The sequence below is a fragment of the Sabulicella rubraurantiaca genome (assembly GCF_017355885.1).
Taxonomy (GTDB): Bacteria; Pseudomonadota; Alphaproteobacteria; order Acetobacterales; family Acetobacteraceae; genus Roseococcus; species Roseococcus rubraurantiacus.
Genome location: NZ_JAFEUU010000007.1, coordinates 125,932 through 149,437, shown reverse-complemented (window position 1 = coordinate 149,437; position 23,506 = coordinate 125,932). Strand labels below are relative to the sequence as shown.

At 69.3% G+C, this 23,506-nt stretch carries 19 protein-coding genes and 1 pseudogene; 6 read left to right on the top strand and 14 right to left on the bottom strand.

What is annotated here, in order from left to right:
* Window positions 1-86: 86 nt before the first annotated feature.
* The 8 genes and pseudogenes from hfq to dusB all read right to left on the bottom strand — a co-directional run.
* Window positions 87-314 (bottom strand): annotated as a pseudogene (hfq, locus tag JTJ31_RS25360) (RNA chaperone Hfq); the annotation flags it as partial.
* Between the two features lie 38 nt (window positions 315-352).
* Entirely contained in the window at window positions 353-1,021 is a 669-nt protein-coding gene (locus tag JTJ31_RS14370; RefSeq protein ID WP_328805748.1) for an HAD family hydrolase, read from the bottom strand.
* Window positions 1,011-1,883 carry a D-amino-acid transaminase gene (locus JTJ31_RS14365; RefSeq protein WP_207539402.1) on the bottom strand — a complete coding sequence of 291 codons (873 nt, stop codon included), beginning with the start codon at window positions 1,881-1,883 and terminating at the stop codon, window positions 1,011-1,013. Before JTJ31_RS14365 ends, JTJ31_RS14370 begins: the two co-directional genes overlap by 11 nt.
* Window positions 1,883-3,277 carry a nitrogen assimilation response regulator NtrX gene (gene ntrX / locus JTJ31_RS14360; protein WP_207539401.1) on the bottom strand — a complete coding sequence of 465 codons (1,395 nt, stop codon included), beginning with the start codon at window positions 3,275-3,277 and terminating at the stop codon, window positions 1,883-1,885. The genes JTJ31_RS14365 and ntrX overlap by 1 nt, the downstream gene beginning before the upstream one ends.
* A complete protein-coding gene (locus JTJ31_RS14355) occupies window positions 3,267-5,501 on the bottom strand; it encodes a sensor histidine kinase NtrY-like (RefSeq protein WP_207539400.1) in 2,235 nt (744 codons plus the stop codon). Before JTJ31_RS14355 ends, ntrX begins: the two co-directional genes overlap by 11 nt.
* Complete coding sequence (gene ntrC / locus JTJ31_RS14350) at window positions 5,498-6,940, bottom strand: nitrogen regulation protein NR(I) (RefSeq protein WP_207539399.1); 1,443 nt, start codon at window positions 6,938-6,940, stop codon at window positions 5,498-5,500. The genes JTJ31_RS14355 and ntrC overlap by 4 nt, the downstream gene beginning before the upstream one ends.
* A complete protein-coding gene (locus tag JTJ31_RS14345; RefSeq protein WP_207539398.1) occupies window positions 6,937-8,106 on the bottom strand; it encodes a two-component system sensor histidine kinase NtrB in 1,170 nt (389 codons plus the stop codon). The genes ntrC and JTJ31_RS14345 overlap by 4 nt, the downstream gene beginning before the upstream one ends.
* On the bottom strand, window positions 8,106-9,161 hold the full coding sequence (gene dusB / locus JTJ31_RS14340; protein WP_408015418.1) for a tRNA dihydrouridine synthase DusB: 1,056 nt from the start codon (window positions 9,159-9,161) through the stop codon (window positions 8,106-8,108). The genes JTJ31_RS14345 and dusB overlap by 1 nt, the downstream gene beginning before the upstream one ends.
* 101 nt (window positions 9,162-9,262) lie before the next feature.
* Between dusB and JTJ31_RS14335 the strand changes: the two genes are divergently transcribed.
* The 4 genes from JTJ31_RS14335 (at window position 9,263) to fahA (ending at window position 14,383) form a co-directional block, all read left to right on the top strand.
* Window positions 9,263-10,408 carry a bifunctional 2-C-methyl-D-erythritol 4-phosphate cytidylyltransferase/2-C-methyl-D-erythritol 2,4-cyclodiphosphate synthase gene (locus JTJ31_RS14335; RefSeq protein ID WP_207539397.1) on the top strand — a complete coding sequence of 382 codons (1,146 nt, stop codon included), beginning with the start codon at window positions 9,263-9,265 and terminating at the stop codon, window positions 10,406-10,408.
* A 216-nt stretch (window positions 10,409-10,624) separates the two neighbouring features.
* The gene (locus JTJ31_RS14330; RefSeq protein WP_207539396.1) at window positions 10,625-11,800 is read left to right on the top strand and encodes an acetyl-CoA acetyltransferase; all 1,176 of its coding nucleotides are present in this window, start codon (window positions 10,625-10,627) and stop codon (window positions 11,798-11,800) included.
* A gap of 4 nt (window positions 11,801-11,804) precedes the next feature.
* Window positions 11,805-13,139, top strand: coding sequence for a homogentisate 1,2-dioxygenase (hmgA, locus tag JTJ31_RS14325; RefSeq protein WP_207539395.1), 1,335 nt, complete (start codon window positions 11,805-11,807; stop codon window positions 13,137-13,139).
* Complete coding sequence (gene fahA / locus JTJ31_RS14320; RefSeq protein WP_207539394.1) at window positions 13,139-14,383, top strand: fumarylacetoacetase; 1,245 nt, start codon at window positions 13,139-13,141, stop codon at window positions 14,381-14,383. The genes hmgA and fahA overlap by 1 nt, the downstream gene beginning before the upstream one ends.
* Here fahA and JTJ31_RS14315 read toward each other — a convergent pair.
* The 6 genes from JTJ31_RS14315 to JTJ31_RS14290 are packed head-to-tail and all read right to left on the bottom strand — an operon-like array spanning window position 14,364 to window position 20,971.
* The gene (locus JTJ31_RS14315; RefSeq protein WP_236020207.1) at window positions 14,364-15,404 is read right to left on the bottom strand and encodes an ABC transporter ATP-binding protein; all 1,041 of its coding nucleotides are present in this window, start codon (window positions 15,402-15,404) and stop codon (window positions 14,364-14,366) included. The genes fahA and JTJ31_RS14315 overlap by 20 nt on opposite strands.
* Entirely contained in the window at window positions 15,397-16,392 is a 996-nt protein-coding gene (locus JTJ31_RS14310) for an ABC transporter ATP-binding protein (protein ID WP_207539393.1), read from the bottom strand. The genes JTJ31_RS14315 and JTJ31_RS14310 overlap by 8 nt, the downstream gene beginning before the upstream one ends.
* Before the next feature lies 1 nt (window position 16,393).
* The gene (locus JTJ31_RS14305; RefSeq protein WP_207539392.1) at window positions 16,394-17,296 is read right to left on the bottom strand and encodes an ABC transporter permease; all 903 of its coding nucleotides are present in this window, start codon (window positions 17,294-17,296) and stop codon (window positions 16,394-16,396) included.
* Window position 17,297: 1 nt separating this feature from the next.
* Complete coding sequence (locus JTJ31_RS14300) at window positions 17,298-18,278, bottom strand: ABC transporter permease (RefSeq protein ID WP_207539391.1); 981 nt, start codon at window positions 18,276-18,278, stop codon at window positions 17,298-17,300.
* A gap of 8 nt (window positions 18,279-18,286) precedes the next feature.
* Window positions 18,287-19,867, bottom strand: coding sequence for an ABC transporter substrate-binding protein (locus JTJ31_RS14295; RefSeq protein WP_207539390.1), 1,581 nt, complete (start codon window positions 19,865-19,867; stop codon window positions 18,287-18,289).
* Window positions 19,868-19,918: 51 nt separating this feature from the next.
* Complete coding sequence (locus JTJ31_RS14290; RefSeq protein ID WP_207539389.1) at window positions 19,919-20,971, bottom strand: AI-2E family transporter; 1,053 nt, start codon at window positions 20,969-20,971, stop codon at window positions 19,919-19,921.
* A 47-nt stretch (window positions 20,972-21,018) separates the two neighbouring features.
* Here JTJ31_RS14290 and JTJ31_RS14285 point away from each other — a divergent pair, with 47 nt between their 5' ends.
* The gene (locus tag JTJ31_RS14285; protein ID WP_328805747.1) at window positions 21,019-21,675 is read left to right on the top strand and encodes a DsbA family oxidoreductase; all 657 of its coding nucleotides are present in this window, start codon (window positions 21,019-21,021) and stop codon (window positions 21,673-21,675) included.
* Between the two features lie 91 nt (window positions 21,676-21,766).
* Window positions 21,767-23,500, top strand: coding sequence for an L-arabinonate dehydratase (araD, locus tag JTJ31_RS14280; RefSeq protein WP_207539388.1), 1,734 nt, complete (start codon window positions 21,767-21,769; stop codon window positions 23,498-23,500).
* Window positions 23,501-23,506: the final 6 nt, after the last annotated feature.

Sequence of the window (23,506 nt, the reverse complement as noted above, 5' to 3'; positions counted from 1 at the left end):
GTCGTCTCGCGCACGGGTCGCGTCTCACCAGAGGGGAGGGTCTGCCCGGTCCCGGCCTGCGGCCCCGCCGCCTGGCCGGCAGCTTGCGGGTCGAACAGCATGATCGGCGCACCGGGCATGACAGTGGAAATGGCGTGCTTGTAGACAAGTTGCGTGTGCCCGTCCCGGCGCAGCAGGACGGAGAAATTGTCGAACCAGGTGATGATGCCCTGAAGCTTCACCCCGTTCACGAGGAAGACGGTCACCGGCGTCTTGCTCTTCCGGACATGGTTCAGGAACACGTCCTGCACGTTCTGGGACTTCTCGGGCACCACGCCCTCCTTCCTCTTCTCTTGCCGCGGACCCGGCCCGCCTATCCTGCCCCCCGAATGTCGGGCGTCCCTGCGACCTTGTCCAGCGCCCGTACATGCGTGGCAAGCGCAGCTGCGCTCGGGAAATGCAGGACAGGGGCGCAGATCTGCACGCCACCGTCATGCTCCGCCATGCCCAGCAGCACCGGAACGCAGCCTGCCGCGCGCGCCGCCTCCATGTCCAGGGCCGTATCCCCGACATACCACGCGCCGGGACCGGGCATGGCGCCCATTTGGGCAAGTGCCATGAGCAACGGCGCCGCATCGGGCTTATCCGCCGTCGCATCCCCTGCCCCCACCAGCGCATCGAAGCGCCAGCCGAGATGATCCGCCTCCGCCCGCAGCAACGGGCCCTGCTTGTTGCTCACCACCCCCACCGGGATGGAAGGAAGAGACGCCAGCATGTCGGGCACGCCGGGCATGGGCTCCAGCACTTGCAGATGGGTGGCGCGCACGGCGGCGTAGAAGATGTCGCGCGCCTTCTCCCATTCCGCGCCGAACATCTCCGGAAAGGATTCGCGCAGGGAGCGGCGGACATTCGCCAGCACCGTCTCACGATCCCATTCCGGCATGTCGAATGCGCGGAAGGCCGCGTTCAACCCGGCCTGGATGGCGGCCCAGCCATCCACCAGCGTGTTGTCCCAGTCGAAGAGGATGACGTCAGGCCGCACGGTTGGCGCCGCCCTGCACGTGCCGGGCGAAGATCGCGAAAAGCTGCCGCGTAATGGGACCCACGCCGCCATCCCCCACCGGCTTGCCGTCCACCTTCACGATCGGCTTCACGAAGGAGGTGGCGGAGGTCAGGAAGGCTTCCCGAGCGCGTCGCAGCTCCTCCAGGCTGAACTCGCCCGTCTCGTAGGCGATGCCCTCGGCGTCCAGCTCGCGGATCAGCGCGGCGCGGGTGCAGCCGGGCAGGATCGCGTCGTCCAGCTGGCGGGTCCGCAGCCGCCCCTCCTCGTCCACGATCCAGAAGGAGGTCGCGGCCCCCTCCCGCACCATGCCCGACGCCTCGTCGAACAGGATGGCCTCGCTCGATCCCTGTTCGCGTGCCGCCTGCCGGGCCAGCACGTTGGGCAGCAAATTCACCGTCTTGATGTCGCAGCGCGCCCAACGCAGGTCGGGATGGGTGATGGCCGTGGTGGTCCAGGCCTCGATGTCGCGTGGATAGGGCGGGATGCGCCGCACCGTCACCACGAGGGCGGGCGGCACCGGCCGCGTCGGGAAGGCGTGCTCCCGCCGCGCCACGCCGCGCGTCACCTGCATGTAGAGCAGCCCCTCGGTGATGCGGTTGCGCCGCGCCACCTCGTGTAGCACCTGCCGCAGCGCGAGGCGCGGCATCGGCATGGGCAGCCGGATCTCGCGCAGGGACCGCTCCAGCCGGTCGAGGTGGAGATCCTCGTCCACGAAGCGGGAGCGGTAGAGATGCACCACCTCGTAGATGCCGTCGCCAAACTGGTAGCCCCGGTCCTCAATGTTCACGCAGGCGTCGCGCTGGGCGCGATATGCCCCGTTCACATAGGCGATGCGTGACATCAGGCGTTGCCCCCCGCTCGGTCCTCGGCCTGCACACCCAGGAATTTCAGTTTCCGGTGCAGGGCGCTGCGTTCCATGCCCACGAAATTCGCCGTGCGGCTGATATTGCCACCGAAGCGCATCAGCTGCGCCTCCAGATATTGCTTCTCGAACATCTCGCGCGCCTCGCGCAGCGGCAGCGTCATGATCTCGCTGGAGCGGTCGAGTCGCAAGACGGCCGGCGCGGCGCCGACGATTTCCGGCGGCAGCGCATCGGCACGGATCGGCGCCCCCGCGTCACCTGGTGCCATGATGAGCAGCCAGTCCACCAGATTGCGCAGCTGCCGCACATTGCCCGGCCAGTCATAGGTCTGCAGCGCCGCGATCGTGTCCTCCGCCAGCTCCCGCCGGGCGAGGCCGGAGCTTTCGGCGGAGCGCGTCATGAAGTGGCGCGCCAGCGCCGGCACGTCCTCGCGCCGCTCGCGCAGGGCGGGCATGCGCAGCGGCACGACGGAAAGCCGGTAGAACAGATCCTCGCGGAAGCGCCCGGCCGCGATCTCGGCCTGGAGGTCGCGGTTGGTGGTGGCGAGGACGCGCACATCCACCTTCACCCGCGTCGCGCCGCCAATGCGCTCGAAACCCTGCTCCTGCAGGGCGCGCACGATCTTGCCCTGGGTTTCCAGCGGCATGTCCGCCACCTCGTCCAGCAGCAGCGTGCCGCCATGGGCGCGCTCCAACACGCCGGCGCGGCGCGGCGCATCGCCGGATTGCTCAACGCCGAACAGCTCCTCCTCGATGCGGGAAGGGTTCAGCGTGGCGCAGTTCAGCGCGACGAAAGGCCCGTCGGCGCGGCGGGAGCGCGCGTGGAGCATCCGCGCCGCCACCTCCTTGCCCGAGCCGGCGGGACCGGAGATCAGCACGCGCGAATTGGTCGGCGCGATCTTGTCGATGGCGCCGCGCAGCTGGCCCATGGCGGCGGACCCACCGACCAGTTCCATCTCCGAGCCGGCGCGGAGGCGGAGGTCACTCACCTCACGCTTCAGCCGCGCTGCCTCGAGAGCGCGCTGCACCACCAGCAGCAGCCGGTCCGACTTGAAGGGTTTCTCGATGAAGTCGTAGGCGCCGTTCTGAATCGCCTGCACCGCCGTCTCGATCGTCCCATGGCCCGAGATCATGACGCAGGGGACCTGCGGCTCCTCCCGGTTCATCGCGTCAAGGATGCCAAGCCCGTCCAGGCGGGAATTGGCCAGCCAGATGTCGAGGATGACGAGCGAGGGCCGGCGCGAGCGGAAATGCGCCAGCGCCGTGTCGCTGTTATGCGCCTGCCGCGTCTCGTAGCCCTCGTCGGACAGGATTCCGTCGATGAGCGAGCGGATATCCGGCTCGTCATCCACGATCAGGATGTCATGCGCCATTCGCCGGCTCCATCATCCCAGGCTCCGTGATGCGGGAAGGCAGAAGCAACTCCGCACGCGCGCCCCTCCGCCCATCCGGGCCTGGCGGGGCGTCGCGCAAGGCGATGCGTCCACCATGGTCCTCCATGATCTTCTTCACGATGGCGAGCCCCAGACCCGTGCCTTTCGTCTTGTGCGTCACATAGGGTTCCGTCAAGCGCTCCCGCTCCTCCCCTTCCGGCAGCCCGATCCCGTCATCCTCCACCGAAAGGCACAGCATCCCCTGCGCCATTTCCAGCGCGACGCGGATGTGCCCCAAGGGCGAAGGCGGCGCGCCATCCTCCGATGCCTCGGCCTGGGCGCGCATGGCGATGGAGTCCGTCGCATTCTGCAACAGATTGGTGAGCGCTTGGTTGATCAGGCGGCGGTCGCACAGCACATGGACCTCCTGCGGCGGCAGCACCGTCTCGAAGGTGATCTCCGGCCGGGCGTTCTGCTGCAGCACCAGGGCCTCCCGTACCAGCCGCCCCATCTCCTCCTGCCGCATCACCGGCTGCGGCATGCGCGCGAAGGCCGAAAACTCGTCCACCATGCGTCCGATATCTCCCACTTGGCGGACGATGGTGTCGGTACAGGCCTTGAACGTATCCGGGTCGTCCTGGATCTGCTTGAGGTAGCGGCGCTTCAGCCGCTCTGCCGAAAGCTGGATGGGCGTGAGCGGGTTCTTGATCTCGTGCGCGATGCGGCGGGCGACATCGGCCCAGGCCGCCTGGCGCTGCGCCGCCAGCAGGGCGGAGATGTCGTCGAAGGTCAGGACGAATCCAGCCCCGTCCAGCTCGGGCGAAAGCCGGGCCAGCAGGGTGCGGCGCTCGCTCGGCGGGCCGATGCGGATTTCCTGGGTGCCGCCCTTCCCCGCGAGCAGCGGCGCGAATTCGGGCACGACCTCGGACATCGGGCGGCCGATCTCCCGCTCCAGGTCGAGGCCGAGAAGCTGCGAGGCGGAGCGGTTGGGCAGGTTCACCCGCTTGTCGGGGTCAAGCCCGACGATCCCTGCCGAAACGCCGCCCAGCACCGCCTCGGTGAAGTTCTGCCGCTCCTCGATCTGGCGATAGGCCTCCATCAGCTCGCTGCGCTGGGCGGCGAGCTGGTTGGTCATGCGGTTGAAGGCACGCGACAGGGAGCCGACCTCGTCATCCGTGTCTCCCTCCTCCACGCGCACGGACAGGTCGCCGCCGCGCACGCGCTCCGCCGCCGTGATGAGGCGGGAGATCGGGCGCGCCAGCTGGTTCGCGAGCAGGAGGCCGATCAGCACCGCCGCCAGCAGCACCAGAAGCGCGCCGATGGCGAAGATCATCACGAAGGTGATCTGCAGGCCTTCGCGGTTGCGGTCCAGCGCCTGATAGGCGGTCACCGCCGCCTCCGTGCGCTGCATATGCTCTAGCACGGAGGCATCCACCGGCCGGCCGATCATCATCATCAGCCCGGAGGAGGTGGTGAGCGCGATGACGGCGCGCACCCGCCCCTCCTCGTCGCCCGTCACCACCGCCACGCCGCCGCCCTGCGCCGTCTCGATCGCCCAAGGGGGCGGCGGCTGGAGGACGAAGTTCGCGCTCATGCCGGCGTGGGCGACGACGCGGCCCAGGATCGGCTCGAACACCACCGCCTCTGTGAGACCGCGTATGCCGGCCTGGGTCGCCACCACCCGCGCGAAGGCGAGGGACTGGTCGGGCAGCAGCACCGTTGCCCGGTTCAGGTCGTTCGCCATTGCCAGCGCGTCGGCGCGGATATTGTTCTGGTGCTCCTCCAGATAGGCGCGCGAGGCGGAAAGCGAGGCTTCCAGCGCCGTCCGCACCCGGTCGGAGAACCAGGCCTGGATGCCCAGGTTGAAGAACAGCGCCGCGAAGCCGCCGAGAAGCAGCGCCGGCACCACTGCGACGACCGAGAACAGCAGCACGAGCCGCGTGTGCAGTCGAGACCCGGCCGCGCCGCGCCGCCTTTCCACCCAGACCCGCACCAGCCGCCCGGCGAGCGAGGCCACCAGCAGCAGGATGATGGCCAGGTTGACGAGGACAATGCCGACGATCTGCCCCGGCCGCGTCGGGCCGAGGGGCGAACCGTCGGAGAGCAGCACGAAGGTGGCGATGCCCATGAACAGGGCGCCGATCGCCAGTCCGAGCGTGACCCCCCTGCCAAGCAGCATGTCCGCCGCGCGCCGCAGCAGCGGCACGCGGGGCTTCGCTGTCATGCGAGGCCCCGAACCACCGGCAATTCGAGGTCCTTCAGCTTCTTCCGCAGCGTGTTCCGGTTCAGCCCGAGCATCGCCGCAGCCTTGATCTGGTTGCCCCGCGTAGCGCTGAGCGCAAGGCGCAGCAGCGGCCGCTCCACCTCCGCGATCACCCGGTCATGCAGGTCGCGGATCGGCATCCCGTCCTTGTGCGCCGCCATGAAGCTCTTGAGGTGGCGCTCGACCGCCTGTTCTAGAGTCTCGGCCGCGCGGGGGGCGCCGGGCTCGGCGGGGGCCTCGGCCTCGGCCAGCTCGGCCGCGACCGCTTCCTCGCCGATCACCTCCTGCGAATACAGGGCGGCGAGGCGGCGCATCAAGTTCTCCAGCTCGCGGGCATTGCCGGGCCAGGCATGGCGCTTCAGCCGCTCCATCGCCTCGGGCGTGAGGCTCTTGGCGGGCAGGCCAGCAGCGCGGGCGCGCTCCAGGAAATGGCGGGCGAGGAGCGGGATGTCCTCCACCCGCTCGCGCAGCGGCGGCAGGCGGATGGGCACGACGTTCAGGCGGTAAAACAGATCCTCGCGGAACAATCCTGCGCGGATGGACGCACGCAGGTCGCGATGCGTGGCGGCGACGATGCGGACATTGGCCTTCACCGGCTGCCGGCCGCCGACCGTGGTGAACTCGCCCTCCTGAAGCACGCGCAATAGGCGGGTCTGCGCCTCCGGCGGCATGTCGCCGATCTCGTCCAGGAAGAGCGTGCCGCCGGCCGCCTGCTCGAAGCGGCCCACGCCGCGCGTCAGCGCGCCGGTGAAGGCGCCGCGCTCATGGCCGAACAGCTCGCTCTCGATCAGTTCGCGCGGGATGGCCGCCATGTTGATTGCGACGAAGGGTCCCTGCCGGCGCTTGCCGTAGTCGTGCAGCGCGCGGGCGACCAGCTCCTTGCCCGTGCCGCTCTCCCCCGTGACCATCACCGTCAGGTCCGCGGTCGTGAGGCGCGCAACGGTCCGGTAGATCTCCTGCATCGCCGGGGAGCGGCCGACCAGCGGCAGGCGGTCCGTGTCCGGTTCCTCCTCCGTCGCGGCGGCGCTGGCGGGCGAGGACAAGGCACGCTCCACCACGCTCAGCAGCTCCTTCAGGTCGAAGGGCTTGGGCAGGTATTCAAAGGCGCCGCGCTGGGCGGCCTTCACGGCCGTGGTGAAGGTGCTCTGCGCGCTCATCACCACCACGCGCAGATCGGGGCGCACGCGCTTCATCCGGGGCAGGAGGTCCAGCCCGTTCTCGTCGGGCATCACCACGTCGGTGACGACGAGGTCGCCCTCCCCGTCCTCCACCCAGCGCCAGAGCGTGGAAGCGGAGGAGGTGGCGCGCACGTGATACCCGGCGCGGCTCAGCGCCTGGGACAGCACGGTGCGAATGGCGCGGTCGTCGTCGGCGATCAGGACGGTGCGGCTGTCGGTCATGCGTCTTCCTCGTCCTCAGACACCGTCGCGCCGGCGGGGGCGCCGGGCAGGGAAAGCCGGAAGGTGGTGCGGCCCGGCCGGCTGTCGCACTCGATCAGCCCGCCATGGTTGCTCACCAGCTTGGCCACGAGGGCCAGGCCGAGCCCCTGGCCGGATTTCTTGCTGGTGACGAAGGGCTCGAACAGCGTGGCGCGCATCGGCTCCGGGATGCCCGGGCCGTTGTCGCGCACCATCACGGTGAGCGGCAGGTGGACGCGCTCGCTCGAACCCGGCACGGCGATGCGGACACCGTGGTGATAGGCGGTGATGAGCTGGATCTCGCCCTCTGCCGGATTCACCGCCTCGGCGGCGTTCTTCACAAGGTTCAGCAGGATCTGCACCAGCTGGTCCCTGTCGCCCCAGACGGCAGGAAGCGAAGGGTCGTATTCCTCCACGATGCGCAGATGCGCCGCGAAGCCCGACTGCGCCACGCGCTTCACGTGGTCCAGCACGGAATGGATGTTCACCGCGCGCGGCTCGATCGGCCGGTCGCCGAACATCTCCATCCGGTCCACCAGGTTGCGGATACGGTCCGTTTCCTCCTGGATCAGCTGGCACAGCTCGCGGTCGCCCTCGGCGGCGCCCTGCTCCAGCAGCTGCGCTGCGCCGCGGATGCCGGAAAGCGGGTTCTTCACCTCATGCGCCAGCATCGCCGCCATGGCGGTGGCGCCGCGCGCCGCGCCCAGGAAGTGCAGCTGCCGGTCCAGCATGGCGGCGGTGGAGCCGTCCTGCAGCGTCAGCACCACATGGCCCGGATGCTCGGCCAGCGGTGCGCCATGGGCGCTCACGCCCTGGCGGTGCAGCCGCGGGCTTTCCAGCGAAAGGTCATGGTCCGCGACGGGACTTTCCAGGCGCCGCACCTGCCCGAGCAGCGCGAAGAGCCGATTGTCCGGCGGCAGCAACTCGCCCAGCGCCATGCCTTGCAGGGTGGTCTGCGAGAGCTGGAAGAACTGCTCCGCGGCCGGGTTGGCGAGGCGGAACCGGTCCTCCGCATCGAGCACCACGGCAGGCAGCGGCAGGGCAGAGAGCACCGCTGCAGCCTCGGGCGGCGCGCTGGCGCGGGCACGGCGGGCCAGGGCCGCGACCTTGGCGATCACCCCCGGCCGGGCCTCGGCAGTCACGGGCATCAGGCCGCCTCGCGGAAGGAATCTCGCACGGCCTCGACGCCGCGCTCGATGAGGGGGCGGTAGAAGCCTTCCATCAGCGCCTCTGCCGCTTCCGGCGTCTCGACCGTGTTGACCCGCGCGCGGAACTCGGCGGAGCCGGGCAGCCCGCGCGAGTACCAGGCGATGTGCTTGCGCGCCATTCGCACCCCCGTCCCCGTCCCGTGATGGGCCAGCATGGCACGATAGTGGCGCAGCAGGGTATCGAGTTGCTCTTCCAGGGTCGGGTCGGGCAGCCTCTCCCCGGCCTGGAGGAAGCGGGCGACCTGGCGGGGGAACCAGGGGCGGCCATAGCAGCCGCGCCCGATCATCACGCCATCCGCGCCGGAGCGGCGCAGCGCCTCCGCCGCATCCTCCACCGAAACGATGTCGCCATTGGCGATCACCGGGATGGAGACGCCTTCCTTCACGCTGGCGATGAAGTCCCAGTTCGCCGTGCCGGTGTAGAGCTGCTGCCGCGTGCGGCCATGGATCGTCACCAGGCGGATGCCGCATTCCTGGGCAATTTTCGCCAGACGCGGGGCGTTCAGCGACTGGTGGTCCCAGCCCATCCGCATCTTCAGCGTCACCGGGACGGAGACCGCCTTCACGGTGGCTTCCAGGATAGCGGCGGCGCGCACCTCGTCGCGCATCAGGGCGGAGCCGGCGCTCTGGCCCACCGCCACCTTCTTCACCGGGCAGCCGAAATTGATGTCCACGATGGCCGCGCCGCGATCCACCACGAGGCGCGCGGCCTCGGCCATCACGGCCGGATCGCAGCCTGCAAGCTGGACGGAAGAAGGAGCGCCGAAGCCCTCAACCTCCGCCATCTTCAGGCTCTGGCGGTTCTCGCGGATCATCGCGGTGCTGGCGATCATCTCGCTCACGACGAGGCCGGTTCCCTCCTCCCGCGCCAGGCGGCGGAAGGGCAGGTCGGTGACGCCGGACATGGGCGCGAGGATCACGGGAGTCTCGATCCGCACCCCTGGGGCGAGGTCAATCGGACGCAGCGGATTGGCTGGGGTGGGGGTGCCCATCATTTGTGCACATCTACGCCGAACGCCGCGCCACGTCCACGGCGGCGCAAGGGCGCAGCCACCCTCCTGGCCAGGGAGGGTGAGGCGTTCTAAAGCCCGGCGCGATGCAGATCGCAGCCCTCCTCCTGGCGGCCGGCCAGGGCAGCCGTTTCGGCGCGCCGGAACCCAAGCAATACGCCCTGCTGGGCGGGCGCCCCGTGCTGCGCCGCGCGGCGGAAGCGCTGCTCGCCTCGGGCCATGTGCAGGTGCTGCAGCCGGTCTGCGCCGCGGGCGAGGAGGCGCGTGTCGCCGCCATGCTGGAGGGGCTGCCCCACCGCCCGCCCGTCACTGGCGGCGCGACCCGGCAGGAGAGCGTGCGGCGCGGGCTGGAGGCGCTGGAGGCCTCGCCGCCCGACCTCGTCCTGGTGCATGACGCGGCGCGGCCGGTGGTCCCGCCCGGCACGGTCGCCGCGCTCGTGGCGGCGCTGGAGCAGCATCCGGGCGCCATCCCCGCCCAGCCGGTCAGCGACACGCTGAAGCGCGGCGTCGAGGGATGCGTGGGAGAGACGGTGCCGCGTGCCGGATTGTTCCGCGCCCAGACCCCGCAAGGCTTCCGCTTCGCTCCCTTGCTCGCCGCCCATCGCGCGGCGGAAGGCGAGGCGACGGACGACGCGCAGCTGCTGGAGTGGGCCGGGGAGACGGTGGCGCTGGTGCCCGGCCATGAGGCGAACGTGAAGATCACCTTTCCCGAGGATTTGCGGCGCGTGGAGGCGCAGATGACCCCTTCCCTGCTGCCCCGCATGGGGCTGGGCTATGACGTGCACCGCCTGGTGGCGGGACGGCCGCTGATCCTGTGCGGCATCACCGTTCCACACGAACTCGGCCTCGATGGGCATTCCGACGCGGATGTTGGCATCCACGCGCTCTGCGACGCCATCTATGGTGCCCTGGCGGAAGGCGATATCGGCCGGCACTTCCCGCCTTCCGAAGCGCAATGGAAGGACGCGGACAGCGCCCGCTTCCTGCGCCACGCCGCCGGGCGCATCGCGGCGCGCGGCGGGATGCTCGTGAATGCCGACGTGACCCTGATCTGCGAGCGGCCGAAGATCACGCCGCATGCCCCGGCGATGATCGCCCGCCTCGCCGAACTCCTGGGCGTGGAGGAAGGCCGCATCGGCGTGAAGGCCACGACGAGTGAGAGGCTGGGCTTCACCGGCCGCGGCGAGGGTATCGCGGCGCAGGCGGCGGTCAGCCTGCTCGTCCCCGCCTGACGCCTAAAAAAGGGCCGCCCCAGCGGAAGCAGGGCGGCCCAAGGCAAGGTTGAGGAAGGCAAAGCTGTCAGAACGTTCATGTGACGCTCCGACTGCCGCCAGATGGGGGCGGCCGGGCGATGTTCAATACCTTTGATGGAAAGGTCCGGATCTTCACCGGGCTTTGTTCTCCCCCTCGCCGCGCGATATCCTCCCCCTAATACGCAGGAGGAACTCATGGCCCGACATGACGCCGCCATCATCGGCTGGGCGCATAGCCGCTTCGGAAAGCTGGAGGACGCGCCGGACGCGGAGGCGCTGATCGGCCTCGTCGCACGCCAGGCCATCGAGGATGCGGGCATCGCGCCCGAGGATGTGGACGCCGTCTTCCTCGGCACCTTCAACGGCGGGTTCCAGCCGCAGGACTTCCCCTCCTCGCTGGTCTTCCAGGCCGTGCCGGAGCTGCGCTTCAAGCCCGCCACCCGCTTCGAGAATGCCTGCGCGACCGGCAGCGCCGCCATCCATGGCGCGCTCGACTTCCTGGGCGCGAAGCGCGGCCGGATCACCCTGGTCGTCGGAGTGGAGAAGATGACTGCCACCCCTGGTCAGCGCGTGGGCGAGATCCTGCTCAGCGCCTCCTACCTGAAGGGCGAGGCGGGGATCGAAGCGGGCTTCGCCGGCGTCTTCGCCCGTATCGCCGAGGCGTATTTCCAGCGGCACGGCGACCAGTCCGATGCGCTGGCCGCCATCGCGGCGAAGAACCACAAGAACGGCGTGGACAACCCCTTCGCGCAGATGCGCAAGGATCTCGGCTACGAATTCTGCCGCGCGGAGAGCGAGAAGAATCCCTTCGTCGCCCGCCCGCTGAAGCGCACCGACTGCTCGCTGGTCAGCGACGGGGCGGCGGCGCTGGTGATCGCGGAAGGCGACGTGGCCGCCACCGCCCGTCGCGCGGTGAAGTTCCGCGCCACCGCGCAGGTGAACGACTTCCTGCCCATCGCCCGGCGCGACATCGTTCGCTTCGAGGGAGCACGCGAGGCCTGGGGCCGGGCGCTCGAGGATGCAGATCTGTCGTTGAAGGACCTGTCCTTCGCCGAGGTGCATGACTGCTTCACCATCGCCGAACTCATCGAATACGAGGCGATGGGCCTCGTCCCCGAAGGCCAGGGCGCCAAGGCGGCACTGGAGGGCTGGACGCAGCGCGACGGACGCCTACCGGTCAACCGCTCGGGCGGGCTGAAGGCCAAAGGCCACCCGATCGGCGCCACCGGCGTGTCCATGCACGTGCTCTCGGCCATGCAGCTGTGCGGCGAGGCGGGCGACATGCAGCTGCCCAAGGCCGAGGTGGCGGGCGTGTTCAACATGGGCGGCGCCGCCGTGGCCAATTACGTGAGCATCCTCGAAAGGGGCTGATTCCATGAACGTGCTCCACCGGCCGGCAGCGCTCGACACGTCTCGCTACATGTCGGGCTTCGGCAATGGCTTCGAGACCGAAGCCCTGCCGGGCGCCCTGCCGGTGGGCCACAACTCGCCGCAGCGCTGCGCCTACGGCCTCTATGCCGAGCAGCTCTCCGGCTCGCCCTTCACCGCGCCGCGCGCCTCCAACGAGCGCTCCTGGCTCTACCGCATCCGGCCGACCATCGCGCATTGGGGCACGATGCGCCCGGCCCATGCCGGGTTCTGGCGCTCCGCCCCCTCCGGCGAGGGCGCGGACGTGCCGCCCGCCCCGATGCGCTGGGCGCCGGTGCCGGTGCCTGAGGGCGCGGCCACCTTCCTCCAGGGCATCCACACCGTCACCACCGCGGGCGATGCGGGCGCGATGGCGGGGATGGCGGCCTCGCTCTGGCTCTGCAACCGCAGCATGGAGGACGAGGTCTTCTGGAACGCGGATGCCGAGATGCTGCTGGTGCCGCAGCAGGGCGCGCTGCTGCTGCGTACCGAGTTCGGTCGCATCGAGATCGCGCCCGGCGAGATCGCGGTGATCCCGCGTGGGGTGAAGTTCGCGGTGGACGTGGAAGGTCCCTCCCGCGGCTATCTTTGCGAGAATTACGGCGGTGCCTTCACCCTGCCCGAGCGCGGGCCGATCGGCGCCAATTGCCTCGCCAATCCGCGCGACTTCCTGTCCCCCGTCGCGCATTACGAGGACCGGGAGGCGCCACACCGCCTGGTGGTCAAATGGGGCGGCCGGCTCTGGGAGACGGAGATCGGCTGGAGCCCGCTCGACGTCGTGGCGTGGCATGGCAACTACGCGCCCTACAAGTACGATTTGCGCCGCTACTCGCCGGTCGGGCCACTGCTCTTCGACCACGCGGATCCGAGCATCTTCACCGTGCTCACCGCGCCCTCCGAGACGCCGGGCACGGCCAATATCGACTTCGTGATCTTCCCCGATCGCTGGATGGTGGCGGAGAACACCTTCCGCCCACCCTGGTATCACATGAACGTGATGAGCGAGTTCATGGGGCTGATCTACGGCCAGTACGACGCCAAGCCCGAAGGCTTCAAGCCGGGCGGTATCTCGCTGCACAACCAAATGCTGCCGCATGGCCCCGACGTGGATGCCTTCGAGGGGGCAAGCCGCGCCGAGCTCAAGCCGCACAAGCTGGAAGGCACCATGGCCTTCATGTTCGAGACACGCTTCCCGCAGCGCGTGACGGACTGGGCCGCCGGCCTGCCCCAGCGCGAGCGCAGCTACGAGCATTACGGCAGCGCGCTGCGCCGCCACTTCGACCCCACCCGCTGGGAACCCTGATGGACCAGACCCACGATCCCTCCCTCCGCTCCTGGGTGGAGGGAGCGGATAGCCACGCCGATTTCCCGATCCAGAACCTGCCGCTGGGCGTGTTCTCGCCGCCAAGCGGCGGGCCACGCGCGGGCGTGGCGATCGGCGACTTCATCCTGGACCTGGGCGCCGCAGGGCTGGACGTGCCGGTGCCGCTGAACGACTTCCTGGCGCAAGGCGCTGCGGCGCGGCGGGCGTTGCGCGCGCGCGTCTCCGCCCTGCTGGCTTCGGGTGCCGCGCCCCGCCCCGAATGGCTGCACCGCCAGGCGGATTGCCGGATGCACCTGCCGGCACGCATCGGCGACTACACGGATTTTTATGTCGGCATCCATCACGCCGTCGCGGCGGGGCGGCTGTTCCGGCCCGACAACCCGCTCCTGCCCAACTACAAGCACATCCCTGTGGGGTATCACGGGCGCGCCTCCAGCGTCGTGCCCTCCGGCATCGCGATCCGGCGTCCCAGCGGACAGCGCGCCCGTCCGGAGGGGCCGAGCTTTGGCCCCGCCGAAAGGCTGGACTTCGAGCTGGAGCTCGGCTTGTGGGTCGGCCGCGGCAACGAAATGGGCGAGCCCATCCCCATTGCCCGCGCCGCCGAGCACATTGCCGGCTACTGCCTGCTGAACGACTGGTCGGCGCGCGACATCCAGGCCTGGGAGTACCAGCCCCTCGGTCCCTTCCTGGGCAAGAGCTTCGGCACCACGATCAGCCCCTGGATCATTACGCCGGAGGCGCTGGAACCCTTCCGCATCCCACAGGACCCGCGCGAGCCGGGCGACCCGAAGCCCCTGCCCTATCTGTGGGACGAGGCGGACCAGAGCAGCGGCGCGCTGGCGCTGGAACTGGAAGCCTTCTTGGTGACACCCAGCCTGCGCGAGAAGGGCCTGCCCCCGCACCGCATCACCCTCAGCCACGGGCGGCACCTCTACTGGACCCCGGCGCAGATGGTGGCGCATCACAGCAGCAATGGCTGCAACCTCCAGCCTGGAGACCTCATCGGCACCGGCACGGTCAGCGGTCCGGATCGCTCCGGCTATGCCTCGTTGCTGGAAGTGACCTCGGGCGGGCGCGAACCGCTCACCCTGGCCAGCGGTGAGACGCGAACCTTCCTCCAGGATGGGGACGAGATCGTGCTCGCCGCCCGCGCCCGGCGGGAGGGGACCGTTTCCATCGGCTTCGGCCCCTGCGTCGGAAGGGTTACGCCGGCTCCGGCGTGAGGCGTGGCTTGCCGTCGAGGAAGCCGTCGCGGCCCTCCTCCACGGCGTGGCAGGCCACCAACGTCTCCGGCGTGCCGCGGGCCGGGATCATCGCCGGAACCTCGATGCGGCAGCGCTCATTGGCCAGCGGGCAGCGCGGGTGGAAGGGGCAGCCGGGCGGCGGGGTGATAGGCGAAGGGACCTCGCCGCCGACCGGGATGCGGGTGCGCCCAGTCATCTCCAGGTCCGGGATCGCCTCCATCAGCGCGCGCGTGTAGGGCTGGCGCGGCGTGTGGAACAGCGTCTCGGAAGGTGCGAGTTCCACCAGCTTGCCGAGATACATCACCCCCACCCGGTCGCTCACCTGCCGCACCACGGCGAGGTTGTGCGAGATGAACAGGTAGGTGAGGCCCAGCCGCTTCTGCAGCTCCAGCATCAGGTTCAGGATCTGCGCCTGCACCGACACGTCGAGGGCGGAAGTCGGCTCGTCGCAGACCAGGAACTCGGGGTTGGAGGAGAGAGCGCGGGCGATGGAGATGCGCTGGCGCTGCCCGCCCGAGAATTCATGCGGGAATTTCTGGCCATCCAGCGGCGAGAGACCGACCTGCGTCAGCAGCTCCCCCACCCGCTCCAGCTGCTTCCGCCGGTCCCTGATGAGGCCGAAGGCGCGGATCGGCTCGGCGATGATATCGGACACGCGCCAGCGCGGGTTCAGGCTGGCATAGGGGTCCTGGAAGATCATCTGCATGCGCTGGCGCTTGGACGCGTCAGCCCGCGCCTCCGCCAGGGGCATGCCGTCGAAGAACACCTCGCCGCGCGTCGGCTGGTAGAGCCCCACCACCAGCCGCGCCACAGTGGACTTGCCACAGCCGGACTCGCCGACGAGGGAGAGCGTCGTCCCCTTGGGCACCTGGAAGGACACCCCGTCCACGGCGCGCAGGATGCGCTTGTCCTCGCGCGCGATGACGCGCTGGAGCAGCGGGCGGGACACATCGAAATGCCGCGCGGCGTCGCGCAGCTCCAGCATGATCGGCTCAGGCAAGGCCGGACTCCTGAAGTCGGTGCGCCTCCTCGGGCGCGTAGAGCCAGCAGGCGGCGCGGTTCGCCTTGGCCGGCATCAGCTCGGGCCGCTCGACGCGGCAGCGATCGAAGACGAAGGGGCAGCGCGGGTTGTAGGGGCAGCCCGGCGGGATGGCGGAAAGCCGCGGCATCGCGCCCTCGATGGCCTGAAGCCGCTCGACTCGGTGGGAAATGGGCGGGATGGAGCCCATGAGGCCGGCGCTGTAGGGGTGGGCGGCGTTCTTCACCACCTCCCGCACCGCGCCGATCTCGATGATGCGGCCCGCATACATCACCGCCACGCGGTCCGCCGTCTCGGCGATCACGCCCATGTCGTGGGTGACGAGCATCATCGCCGTCCCCTTCTCCCGCGCCAGGTTCTTCAGCAGCGCGATGACCTGGGCCTGGATGGAGACGTCGAGCGCCGTGGTCGGCTCATCCGCCACCACCAGCTTGGGCTCGGCGCAGAGGGCGAGCGCGATGACCACGCGCTGGCGCATGCCGCCGGAGAACTCGTGCGGGTAGGAATCCACGCGCTGCGCGGCGGCGGGGATGCCCACCAGCTCCAGCCATTCCACCGCCCGCTTCTTGGCCTCGGCCGGGCCGATGGGCAGGTGGGTGGTCATGGTCTCGGCCAGCTGGTCGCCCACCGTGTAGAGCGGGTTCAGCGTGGTCAGCGGGTCCTGGAAGATGGCGCCGATCTGTCGGCCGCGGATGCGCCGCAGCTCCTCATAGGGGAGGTTGTCGATGCGCCGCCCCTCCAGCCGGACCTGCCCGCCCGCGATTCGGCCCGGCGGCTCCAGCAGGCCGATGATGGCGGCGCCGGTCATGGACTTGCCGGCGCCGGACTCGCCGACGACGCCCAACACCTCGCCGGGCGCGATCTCGAAGGACACGTCGTCGAGGGCGACGAGGGTGCCGCGGCGCGTGGGGAACTCCACGCGCAGGTTCTGGACCTGAAGAAGGGACATCTCAGCGAAGCTTCGGGTTGAGGGCGTCGCGCAGCCAGTCACCGAGCAGGTTGACCGACAGCACCATCAGGATCAGCGCGACACCGGGAAAGATGGTGATCCACCACTCGCCGGAAAAGAGGAAATCATTGCCGATGCGGATGAGGGTCCCCAGCGAGGGCTGGGTCGGCGGCACGCCGACGCCTAGGAAGGACAAGGTCGCCTCGGCCAGGATGGCAAAGCCGAGGTTGAGCGTCGCGATCACCAGCACGGGCGACATGACATTGGGCAGCACGTGGGAGCGCATGATGGCGAGGGGGCGCAGCCCGATCACCCGCGCGGCCTGCACGTATTCCTTGTTGCGCTCCACCAGGGTCGAGCCGCGCACGGTGCGGGCGAATTGCGGCCAGTTGGAGATGCCGATGGCGAAGATCACGACGAAGAGCGCGATCTGGTCGTGCACCTCGCGCGGGAGGGCGGCGCGGACGACGCCATCCACCAGCAGCGCGACGAGGATGGAGGGGAAGGTGAGCTGGATGTCGGCAATGCGCATCAGCACCGCATCCGTCCGCCCGCCCAGGTAGCCGGCCAGCAGGCCGAGCACGACGCCCAGCGTGGTGGAGAAGATCACCGCGCAGAACCCGACCAGCAGGGAGACGCGCGCCCCGTACATGATGGCGGAGAGCATGTCCCGCCCCTGGTCGTCCGTGCCAAGCGGATAGGTCGCATCGCCCTCCTCACCCCATGCGGGGGGCTTGAAGGCGTCCATGAGCTGCAACGATGCGAGGTCGAAGGGATTGTGCGGCGCCAGCACCGGCGCCAGCACCGCGCCGGCGATGCAGATGAACGCCACCAGGGCCGAGATCATCGTGACCGGCGAGCGGGTGAAGGACCACCACAGGTCCGAATCGAAGAACGCCTTCATCTCAGTGGCCCCGGCCCCGTCCGATGCGTAGCCTGGGATCCACGGCGTAGTAGAGCAGGTCAACGATCAGGTTGATGGAAACGAAGACGGCCGCGATCATCATCAGATAGGCCGCCATGACGGGAATATCCGCGGCGCCCACGCTCTGGATGAAGAGCAGCCCCATGCCCGGCCACTGGAACACCGTCTCGGTGACGATGGCGAAGGCGATGATGGCCCCCAGCTGCAGGCCGGCGATGGTGATGACCGGCACCAGCGTGTTCTTCAGCGCATGGCCGAAATGCACCGCCCGGTTGGGCAGGCCGCGGGCGCGGGCGAATTTGATGTAGTCGGTCCGGAGCACTTCCATCATCTCGGAGCGGACGAGGCGCATGATGAGGGTGAGCTGGAACAGGCCGAGGGTAATGGCCGGCAGGATCAACGCCTTGATCCCGGACCAAGTGAGCAGCCCTGTGCTCCACCACCCCAGCCGCACCACGTCGCCGCGCCCGAAGGAGGGCAGCCAGCCGAGCCAGACCGAGAAGACGAGGATGAGCAGGATGCCGATCAGGAAGGTCGGCAGCGACACGCCGATGAGGGAGAAGGTCAGGAAGATGCGGCTCAGCCAGGAATTGCGGTAGAGGCCAGTGTAGACCCCCATCGGCACGCCCACCGCCATGGCGATGATCGCGGCGCAGAGCGCGAGTTCCAGCGTGGCCGGGGCACGCTCCGCGATCAGTTCCGCGACGGGGCGGGAAAGGCGGTAAGACAGGCCAAACTCGCCCTGGATCGCGTTGCCCAGGAAGGTGAGGAACTGGACGAAGAAAGGCTTGTCCAGCCCCAGCTCCTGCACCAGCGCCTGGCGCTGCGCCTCGGTGAAGTCCTGCCCCAGCATGATCGCCACCGGGTCGCCCACATAGGCGAACATGGCGAAGGAGATGAAGGACACGACCAGCATGACGGGCAGCGCCTGGAGCAGGCGCGAGACGATGAAGGAGAACATCGAGTTCCTTAGTTGACCGTGGTCCAGCGGAAATAGGGCTGGTTGTTCGCCATGTGCGGCATGGAAATGTTGGAGCGCATCGCCCAGGGGATCATCTGGTGGTGCACCGGGATATGCGGCACGTCCTCCCGGTACAGGCGCAGCGCGTCACGGATCGCCGCCTGCCGCGCCTCGCCCGTCTCGGTCTTCATGCGCTGGACCAGCACGTCCATCTGGGGGTTGCTGTAGCGGCCAAAGTTCCAGATGCCATCGCCCTGCGCACCGTTGCGGGTCGCCAGCAGGGACTGGAAGGAATACAGCGCATCCAGCGTCGGCACGCCCCAGCCCAGCATGTAGATGCTGCTGTCGTCGCGCTGGATCTTCGCGAAGAAGGGCGCCAGCGGCATCGCGTTCAGCCGCGTCCGCACCCCCACCCGCGTCCACATCGCCGCGATGGCCTGGCAGATCTGCTCGTCGTTGATGTAGCGGTTGTTGGAGCAGTCGAGCGTGATCTCGAACCCGTTCGGATAGCCAGCCTCGGCCAGCTGGGCGCGGGCGCGGGCCTGGTCGTAGGGAAGGCGCACATCCTCCTCGCGCACGTAGCCGTTCACCTGCTCGGGGAAGAGGGTGCCGGTGACGACGCTCTGGCCGCGCATGGTGGTGCGGTGGATCGCCTGGATGTCGATGGCCTGATAGAGGGCGCGGCGCACCCGCACGTCGCGCAGCGGGTTGCGGCCACGCACATCGCTGTACAGCAGCTCGTCCCGGCCGACGTCCATGGCGATGAACAGGGTGCGGACCTCGGGGCCTTCCAGCACGCGGGTGTTGCCGGCCTGGCGCAGCCGGTTCAAATCCTGCAGGGGCGGGTCCATCACGAAGTCGATCTCGCCCGACAGAAGCGCCGCGACGCGCGTGGCGTCGGAGGCGATGGGGCGGAACACCACCTCGGTCACGTTGCCGTTGTTCGACGCGTCGGCCCAGCCCCACCAGTCATTGTTGCGGACCAGCACGGTACGGACATCCGGCTCCCGCGACTGGAGGCGATAGGCGCCGGTTCCGTTGGTGTTGCGGACCGTGTGCATCTCCTCCCGCTGGCGGGTGTTCTGCGGGCGGGTCGCGTTGTGCCGCTCGGACCAGGACCTCGACATCATGTAGACGCTGGCGAGCTTGTTGGGCAGGATCGGGTCCGGCGCCTTGGTCACGATGTCCACCGTGTGGCGGTCCACCGCCTCGGCATGGTCGATCGTGTCCACGAAGATGCCGAAATTGCTGGTGGGCTGCAGGGAACGGGTGATGCTGAACACCACGTCGTCGGCGGTGAAATCCTCGCCCTCGTGGAACTTCACGCCCTGCCTCAACATGAAGCGCCAGCGCGTCGGCTCCACCTGGCTCCAGGACAGGGCGAGGCCCGGCTCGAGCCCAAGCCGCTGGTTGCGGGCGATCAGCGCGTCATAGATCTGCTGCAGCACCATGGTGACGGTGCCCACGTTCTGGCTGTGCGGGTCCATCGTGTTCGGATCGCCGCTCGCGGCCCAGCGCACCGTGCGCGCCTCCGCGGCGCCGGCAACGGCAAGGAGCGCCGCCGCGACGAGGAACAGGCGTCGGATCATCCGCTTTCTCCAGAAGGCCTCCCCGTGGGCCGTGGGCCCAGGGATTCCCCGCTATAGGCCCGGCTCGGCCGTGTTGGAAGCCCAATCCTTGAGCAGGGTATAGCCCAGCGCCAGCGCCACTGGGCCGAGGAACAATCCCAGGAATCCGAAGGCGAAGACCCCGCCCAGCGCTCCGAGAATGGTCAGCAGCAGCGGCAGGTCGGCGCCGCGGGCGATCAGCCAGGGCCGGATCACATTGTCCACGGAGGAAATGCCGAGCGCCCCATACAGCGCCAGGAAGATGCCCCATCCGGTCGAGCCCGTGGCGAAGAGCCAGATGGCGGCGGGGATCCAGACCAGTGGCGCGCCCACGGGCAGGATGGAGATGCATGCCGCGATCACCCCCAGCAGCACCGGGTTCGGCACCCCCGAGATCCAGAGCCCGATCGCCGTCATGAAGCCCTGGGCCAGCGCGGTGCCGAGCAGCCCATAGACCACCCCCCGCGTGACATTGGCGGTGAGCAGCCAGAGCCGGTCCGCCCGCTCCCCCGCGAGGCGCCGCAGCACGGCCAAGGCCCGCGCCGCGATGGCAGGCCCGTCCCGATAGAAGAAGAAGGTGAGGATGATGGCGATCACCACCTCCGCTACCCCGGACAGCACGGCCAGCAGCACGGACAGGGCGCTCTGCGCGATGGCGCCCGCATAGGGCTCAAGGGTCGAAAGCATCCCCCCCATGTCGCCGACGAAGCCTCGCGCCCATTCGGCAAGCGAGGCGCCCACGAAGGGGATGGCCACCAGGAAGGGGGACAGGTCAGGCGGCCCTTCGATCAGCAGCCGCTCGATCCAGCGTCGGATGCCCTCGATCTCCTCGCCGCGCACCGGGGCGGCGAGCAGGATCGGCACGGCGATGAGCAGGAACTCCGCGATCACCATGACGAGCGCGGCGGCAGTGGGCCGCAGCCGGGCCTGGTCGGTGAGGAAGCGGTACGCTGGCCAGGTGACGAAGGCCAGGATCACCGCCCAAAGCAGGGCGGAGATGAAGGGTCGGAGGACAAGGAAGCACGCCGCGGTCAGCGCCGCAGCCGCCGCCAGCCCGATGATCCGTGCGATCAGCTCGTCCCGCATCCCTTCCCTTTGCCGCAAGCCGCCCCCTTCGGATAGAGTGTCCTGCCGTGAACATCCTGGCCCCACCACCCCCCCGCCTGTCCATCGAGGTCGTCTTCGACTTCGTCTGCCCCTGGTGCCACCTGGGCATCGCGCGGCTGCTGCGGGTGCTGGCGGCCCGCCCCGACCTCCAGGCCGAGCTTCTGTGGCGGCCCTTCCTCCTCAATCCGGACATCGCCCCGGGCGGCACGCCCCGTCAGGACTGGCTGACCCGCAAGTTCGGCGGAGAGGAACGGGCGCGGCGCCTCCACGGCGCCATTGCCGAGCTGGGCGCGGCGGAGGGCATCCCCTTCCGATTCGATCTGCAGCGCCGTGTCCCCTCCTCGCTCGACGCGCACCGGCTCCTGCGCTGGGCGGGGCGGCACGTGCCGGCTGCCTCGCTCGTCTCCGCGATCTTCCGCGCCTATTTCGCCGAGGGGCGCGACATCGGCCAAGCCGAGACGCTGGTCGCCCTCGCCGCCGCGGAAGGGCTGGATGCGGAGGAGACGCGCAGCTTCCTCGCCGGGCAGGGCGAGACGGAATGGGTCCACCTGGAAAATCTCCGGGCGCACCGCCTGGGCATCAACGGCGTGCCCTGCTTCCTGGTGGATGGCGTCCACGCCATCGCCGGCGCGCAGGAACCGGAGGTGCTGGAAAGGCTGATCGAGGTCGCCCTGGCGTCCTGAGGGCTTGCCCCTCGGGGCCAGTGGCGGAATTCTCGGGTTCCGCGCCCCGGTCCTGTGTCCCGGGGCGGACCTTCGCTTCCGAGGAAACGCCATGACCCGCAAGAGCCCCGCCGATCTGCGCTCCGCCCGCTGGTTCGGCCCGGCCGATCTCCGCTCCTTCGGCCACCGCTCCCGCGCCATGCAGATGGGCTACGCGCCGGAGGAGTGGCAGGGCCGCCCGGTCATCGCCATCGTCAACACCTGGTCCGACCTCCAGCCCTGCCATTCCCACTTCAAGACGCGGGTGGAGGATGTGAAGCGCGGCATCCTGATGGCGGGCGGCTTCCCGGTGGAGCTCCCGGCGCTCTCCGTCTCCGAGAGCTTCGTGAAGCCCACCACCATGCTCTACCGCAACATGCTGGCGATGGAGACGGAGGAGCTGCTGCGCTCCCACCCCGTGGACGGGGCGGTGCTGATGGGCGGCTGCGACAAGACCACGCCCGGGCTGCTGCTGGGCGCCACCTCCATGGACATTCCGGCCATCTATGTTCCGGCCGGGCCGATGCTGCGCGGCAACTTCCAGGGCAAGACGCTCGGCTCCGGCAGCGATTCCTGGAAATACTGGGATGAACTGCGCGCCGGCACCATCACGCAGGAGGATTGGCTGGGGGTGGAGGCGGGCATTGCCCGCTCGCCCGGCACCTGCATGACCATGGGCACGGCCAGCACCATGACCGCCATCGCCGAGGCGGTGGGGTGGGTGCTGCCCGGCGGCTCCTCCATCCCCGCCCCGGATGCCGGGCATATCCGCATGTGCTCGGAAAGCGGCCGCCGCGCCGTGGAGATGGTGTGGGAGGATCTGCGCCCTTCGCGCTTCCAGACCCGCACCGCCTTCCTGAACGCCATCGCCGTCGCCATGGCGATGGGCTGTTCCACCAACGCGATCATCCATCTCATCGCCATGGCCCGCCGCGCGGGACAGGAGATCGGCCTCGACGATTTCGAGGCGGCAAGCCGCTGTGTGCCGGTGATCGGCAATGTCCGCCCCTCCGGCACCTCCTACCTGATGGAGGATTTCTTCTATGCCGGCGGGATCCGCGCCCTGATGGACCGGATCAAGGACCACCTGGACCTGTCCTGCCTGACGGTGAACGGCCGCACCCTGGGCGAGAACATCGCCGGCGCGCGCTGCTTCAACGACGACGTGATCCGCACGGTGGAGAACCCGATCTACGGCGAGGGCTCGCTGGCGGTGCTGAAGGGCAACCTCGCCCCCGATGGCTGCGTCATCAAGCCCGCCGCCATGGACCAGCGATTCCTCAAGCATCGCGGCCCGGCGGTGGTGTTCGACGACTACCCCTCCATGAAGAAGGCGGTGGAAGACGAATCCTGGGACGTGACGCCCGACCACGTCATGGTGCTGCGCAACGCGGGCCCGCTCGGCGGGCCGGGCATGCCGGAATGGGGGATGCTGCCCATGCCCAAGGCGCTGCTGAAGCAGGGCCACCGCGACATGCTGAGGATCAGCGACGCGCGCATGTCCGGCACCTCCTATGGCGCCTGTGTGCTGCACGTCGCGCCGGAAAGCTTCGTCGGCGGGCCGCTGGCCCTGCTGCGCAACGGCGACATCGTCTCCCTCGACGTGGATGCCCGCCGCATCGACATCGAGGTGAGCGCCGAGGAGCTGGAGGCGCGCCGCGCCGCCTGGACCCCGCCCGAGCGGCGCTACGAGCGCGGCTATGGCTACATGTTCAGCCGCCACATCCAGCAGGCCAATCTGGGCTGCGACTTCGACTTCCTCCGCAGCGATTTCGGCGCCCCGGTCGCCGAACCCGCCATCTATTGAGGGACG

What these genes read in the sequence shown, in the direction of transcription:
- araD (WP_207539388.1), top strand. Translation starts at nt 21,767, where the DNA reads ATGACCCGCAAGAGCCCCGCCGATCTGCGCTCCGCCCGCTGGTTCGGC.
- ntrC (WP_207539399.1), bottom strand. Translation starts at nt 6,940, where the DNA reads ATGACCGACAGCCGCACCGTCCTGATCGCCGACGACGACCGCGCCATT.
- JTJ31_RS14345 (WP_207539398.1), bottom strand. Translation starts at nt 8,106, where the DNA reads ATGCCCGTGACTGCCGAGGCCCGGCCGGGGGTGATCGCCAAGGTCGCG.
- hmgA (WP_207539395.1), top strand. Translation starts at nt 11,805, where the DNA reads ATGAACGTGCTCCACCGGCCGGCAGCGCTCGACACGTCTCGCTACATG.
- JTJ31_RS14335 (WP_207539397.1), top strand. Translation starts at nt 9,263, where the DNA reads ATGCAGATCGCAGCCCTCCTCCTGGCGGCCGGCCAGGGCAGCCGTTTC.
- JTJ31_RS14310 (WP_207539393.1), bottom strand. Translation starts at nt 16,392, where the DNA reads ATGTCCCTTCTTCAGGTCCAGAACCTGCGCGTGGAGTTCCCCACGCGC.
- dusB (WP_408015418.1), bottom strand. Translation starts at nt 9,161, where the DNA reads ATGATGGGCACCCCCACCCCAGCCAATCCGCTGCGTCCGATTGACCTC.
- JTJ31_RS14300 (WP_207539391.1), bottom strand. Translation starts at nt 18,278, where the DNA reads ATGTTCTCCTTCATCGTCTCGCGCCTGCTCCAGGCGCTGCCCGTCATG.
- JTJ31_RS14290 (WP_207539389.1), bottom strand. Translation starts at nt 20,971, where the DNA reads ATGCGGGACGAGCTGATCGCACGGATCATCGGGCTGGCGGCGGCTGCG.
- JTJ31_RS14330 (WP_207539396.1), top strand. Translation starts at nt 10,625, where the DNA reads ATGGCCCGACATGACGCCGCCATCATCGGCTGGGCGCATAGCCGCTTC.
- fahA (WP_207539394.1), top strand. Translation starts at nt 13,139, where the DNA reads ATGGACCAGACCCACGATCCCTCCCTCCGCTCCTGGGTGGAGGGAGCG.
- JTJ31_RS14295 (WP_207539390.1), bottom strand. Translation starts at nt 19,867, where the DNA reads ATGATCCGACGCCTGTTCCTCGTCGCGGCGGCGCTCCTTGCCGTTGCC.
- JTJ31_RS14355 (WP_207539400.1), bottom strand. Translation starts at nt 5,501, where the DNA reads ATGACAGCGAAGCCCCGCGTGCCGCTGCTGCGGCGCGCGGCGGACATG.
- JTJ31_RS14365 (WP_207539402.1), bottom strand. Translation starts at nt 1,883, where the DNA reads ATGTCACGCATCGCCTATGTGAACGGGGCATATCGCGCCCAGCGCGAC.
- ntrX (WP_207539401.1), bottom strand. Translation starts at nt 3,277, where the DNA reads ATGGCGCATGACATCCTGATCGTGGATGACGAGCCGGATATCCGCTCG.
- JTJ31_RS14305 (WP_207539392.1), bottom strand. Translation starts at nt 17,296, where the DNA reads ATGAAGGCGTTCTTCGATTCGGACCTGTGGTGGTCCTTCACCCGCTCG.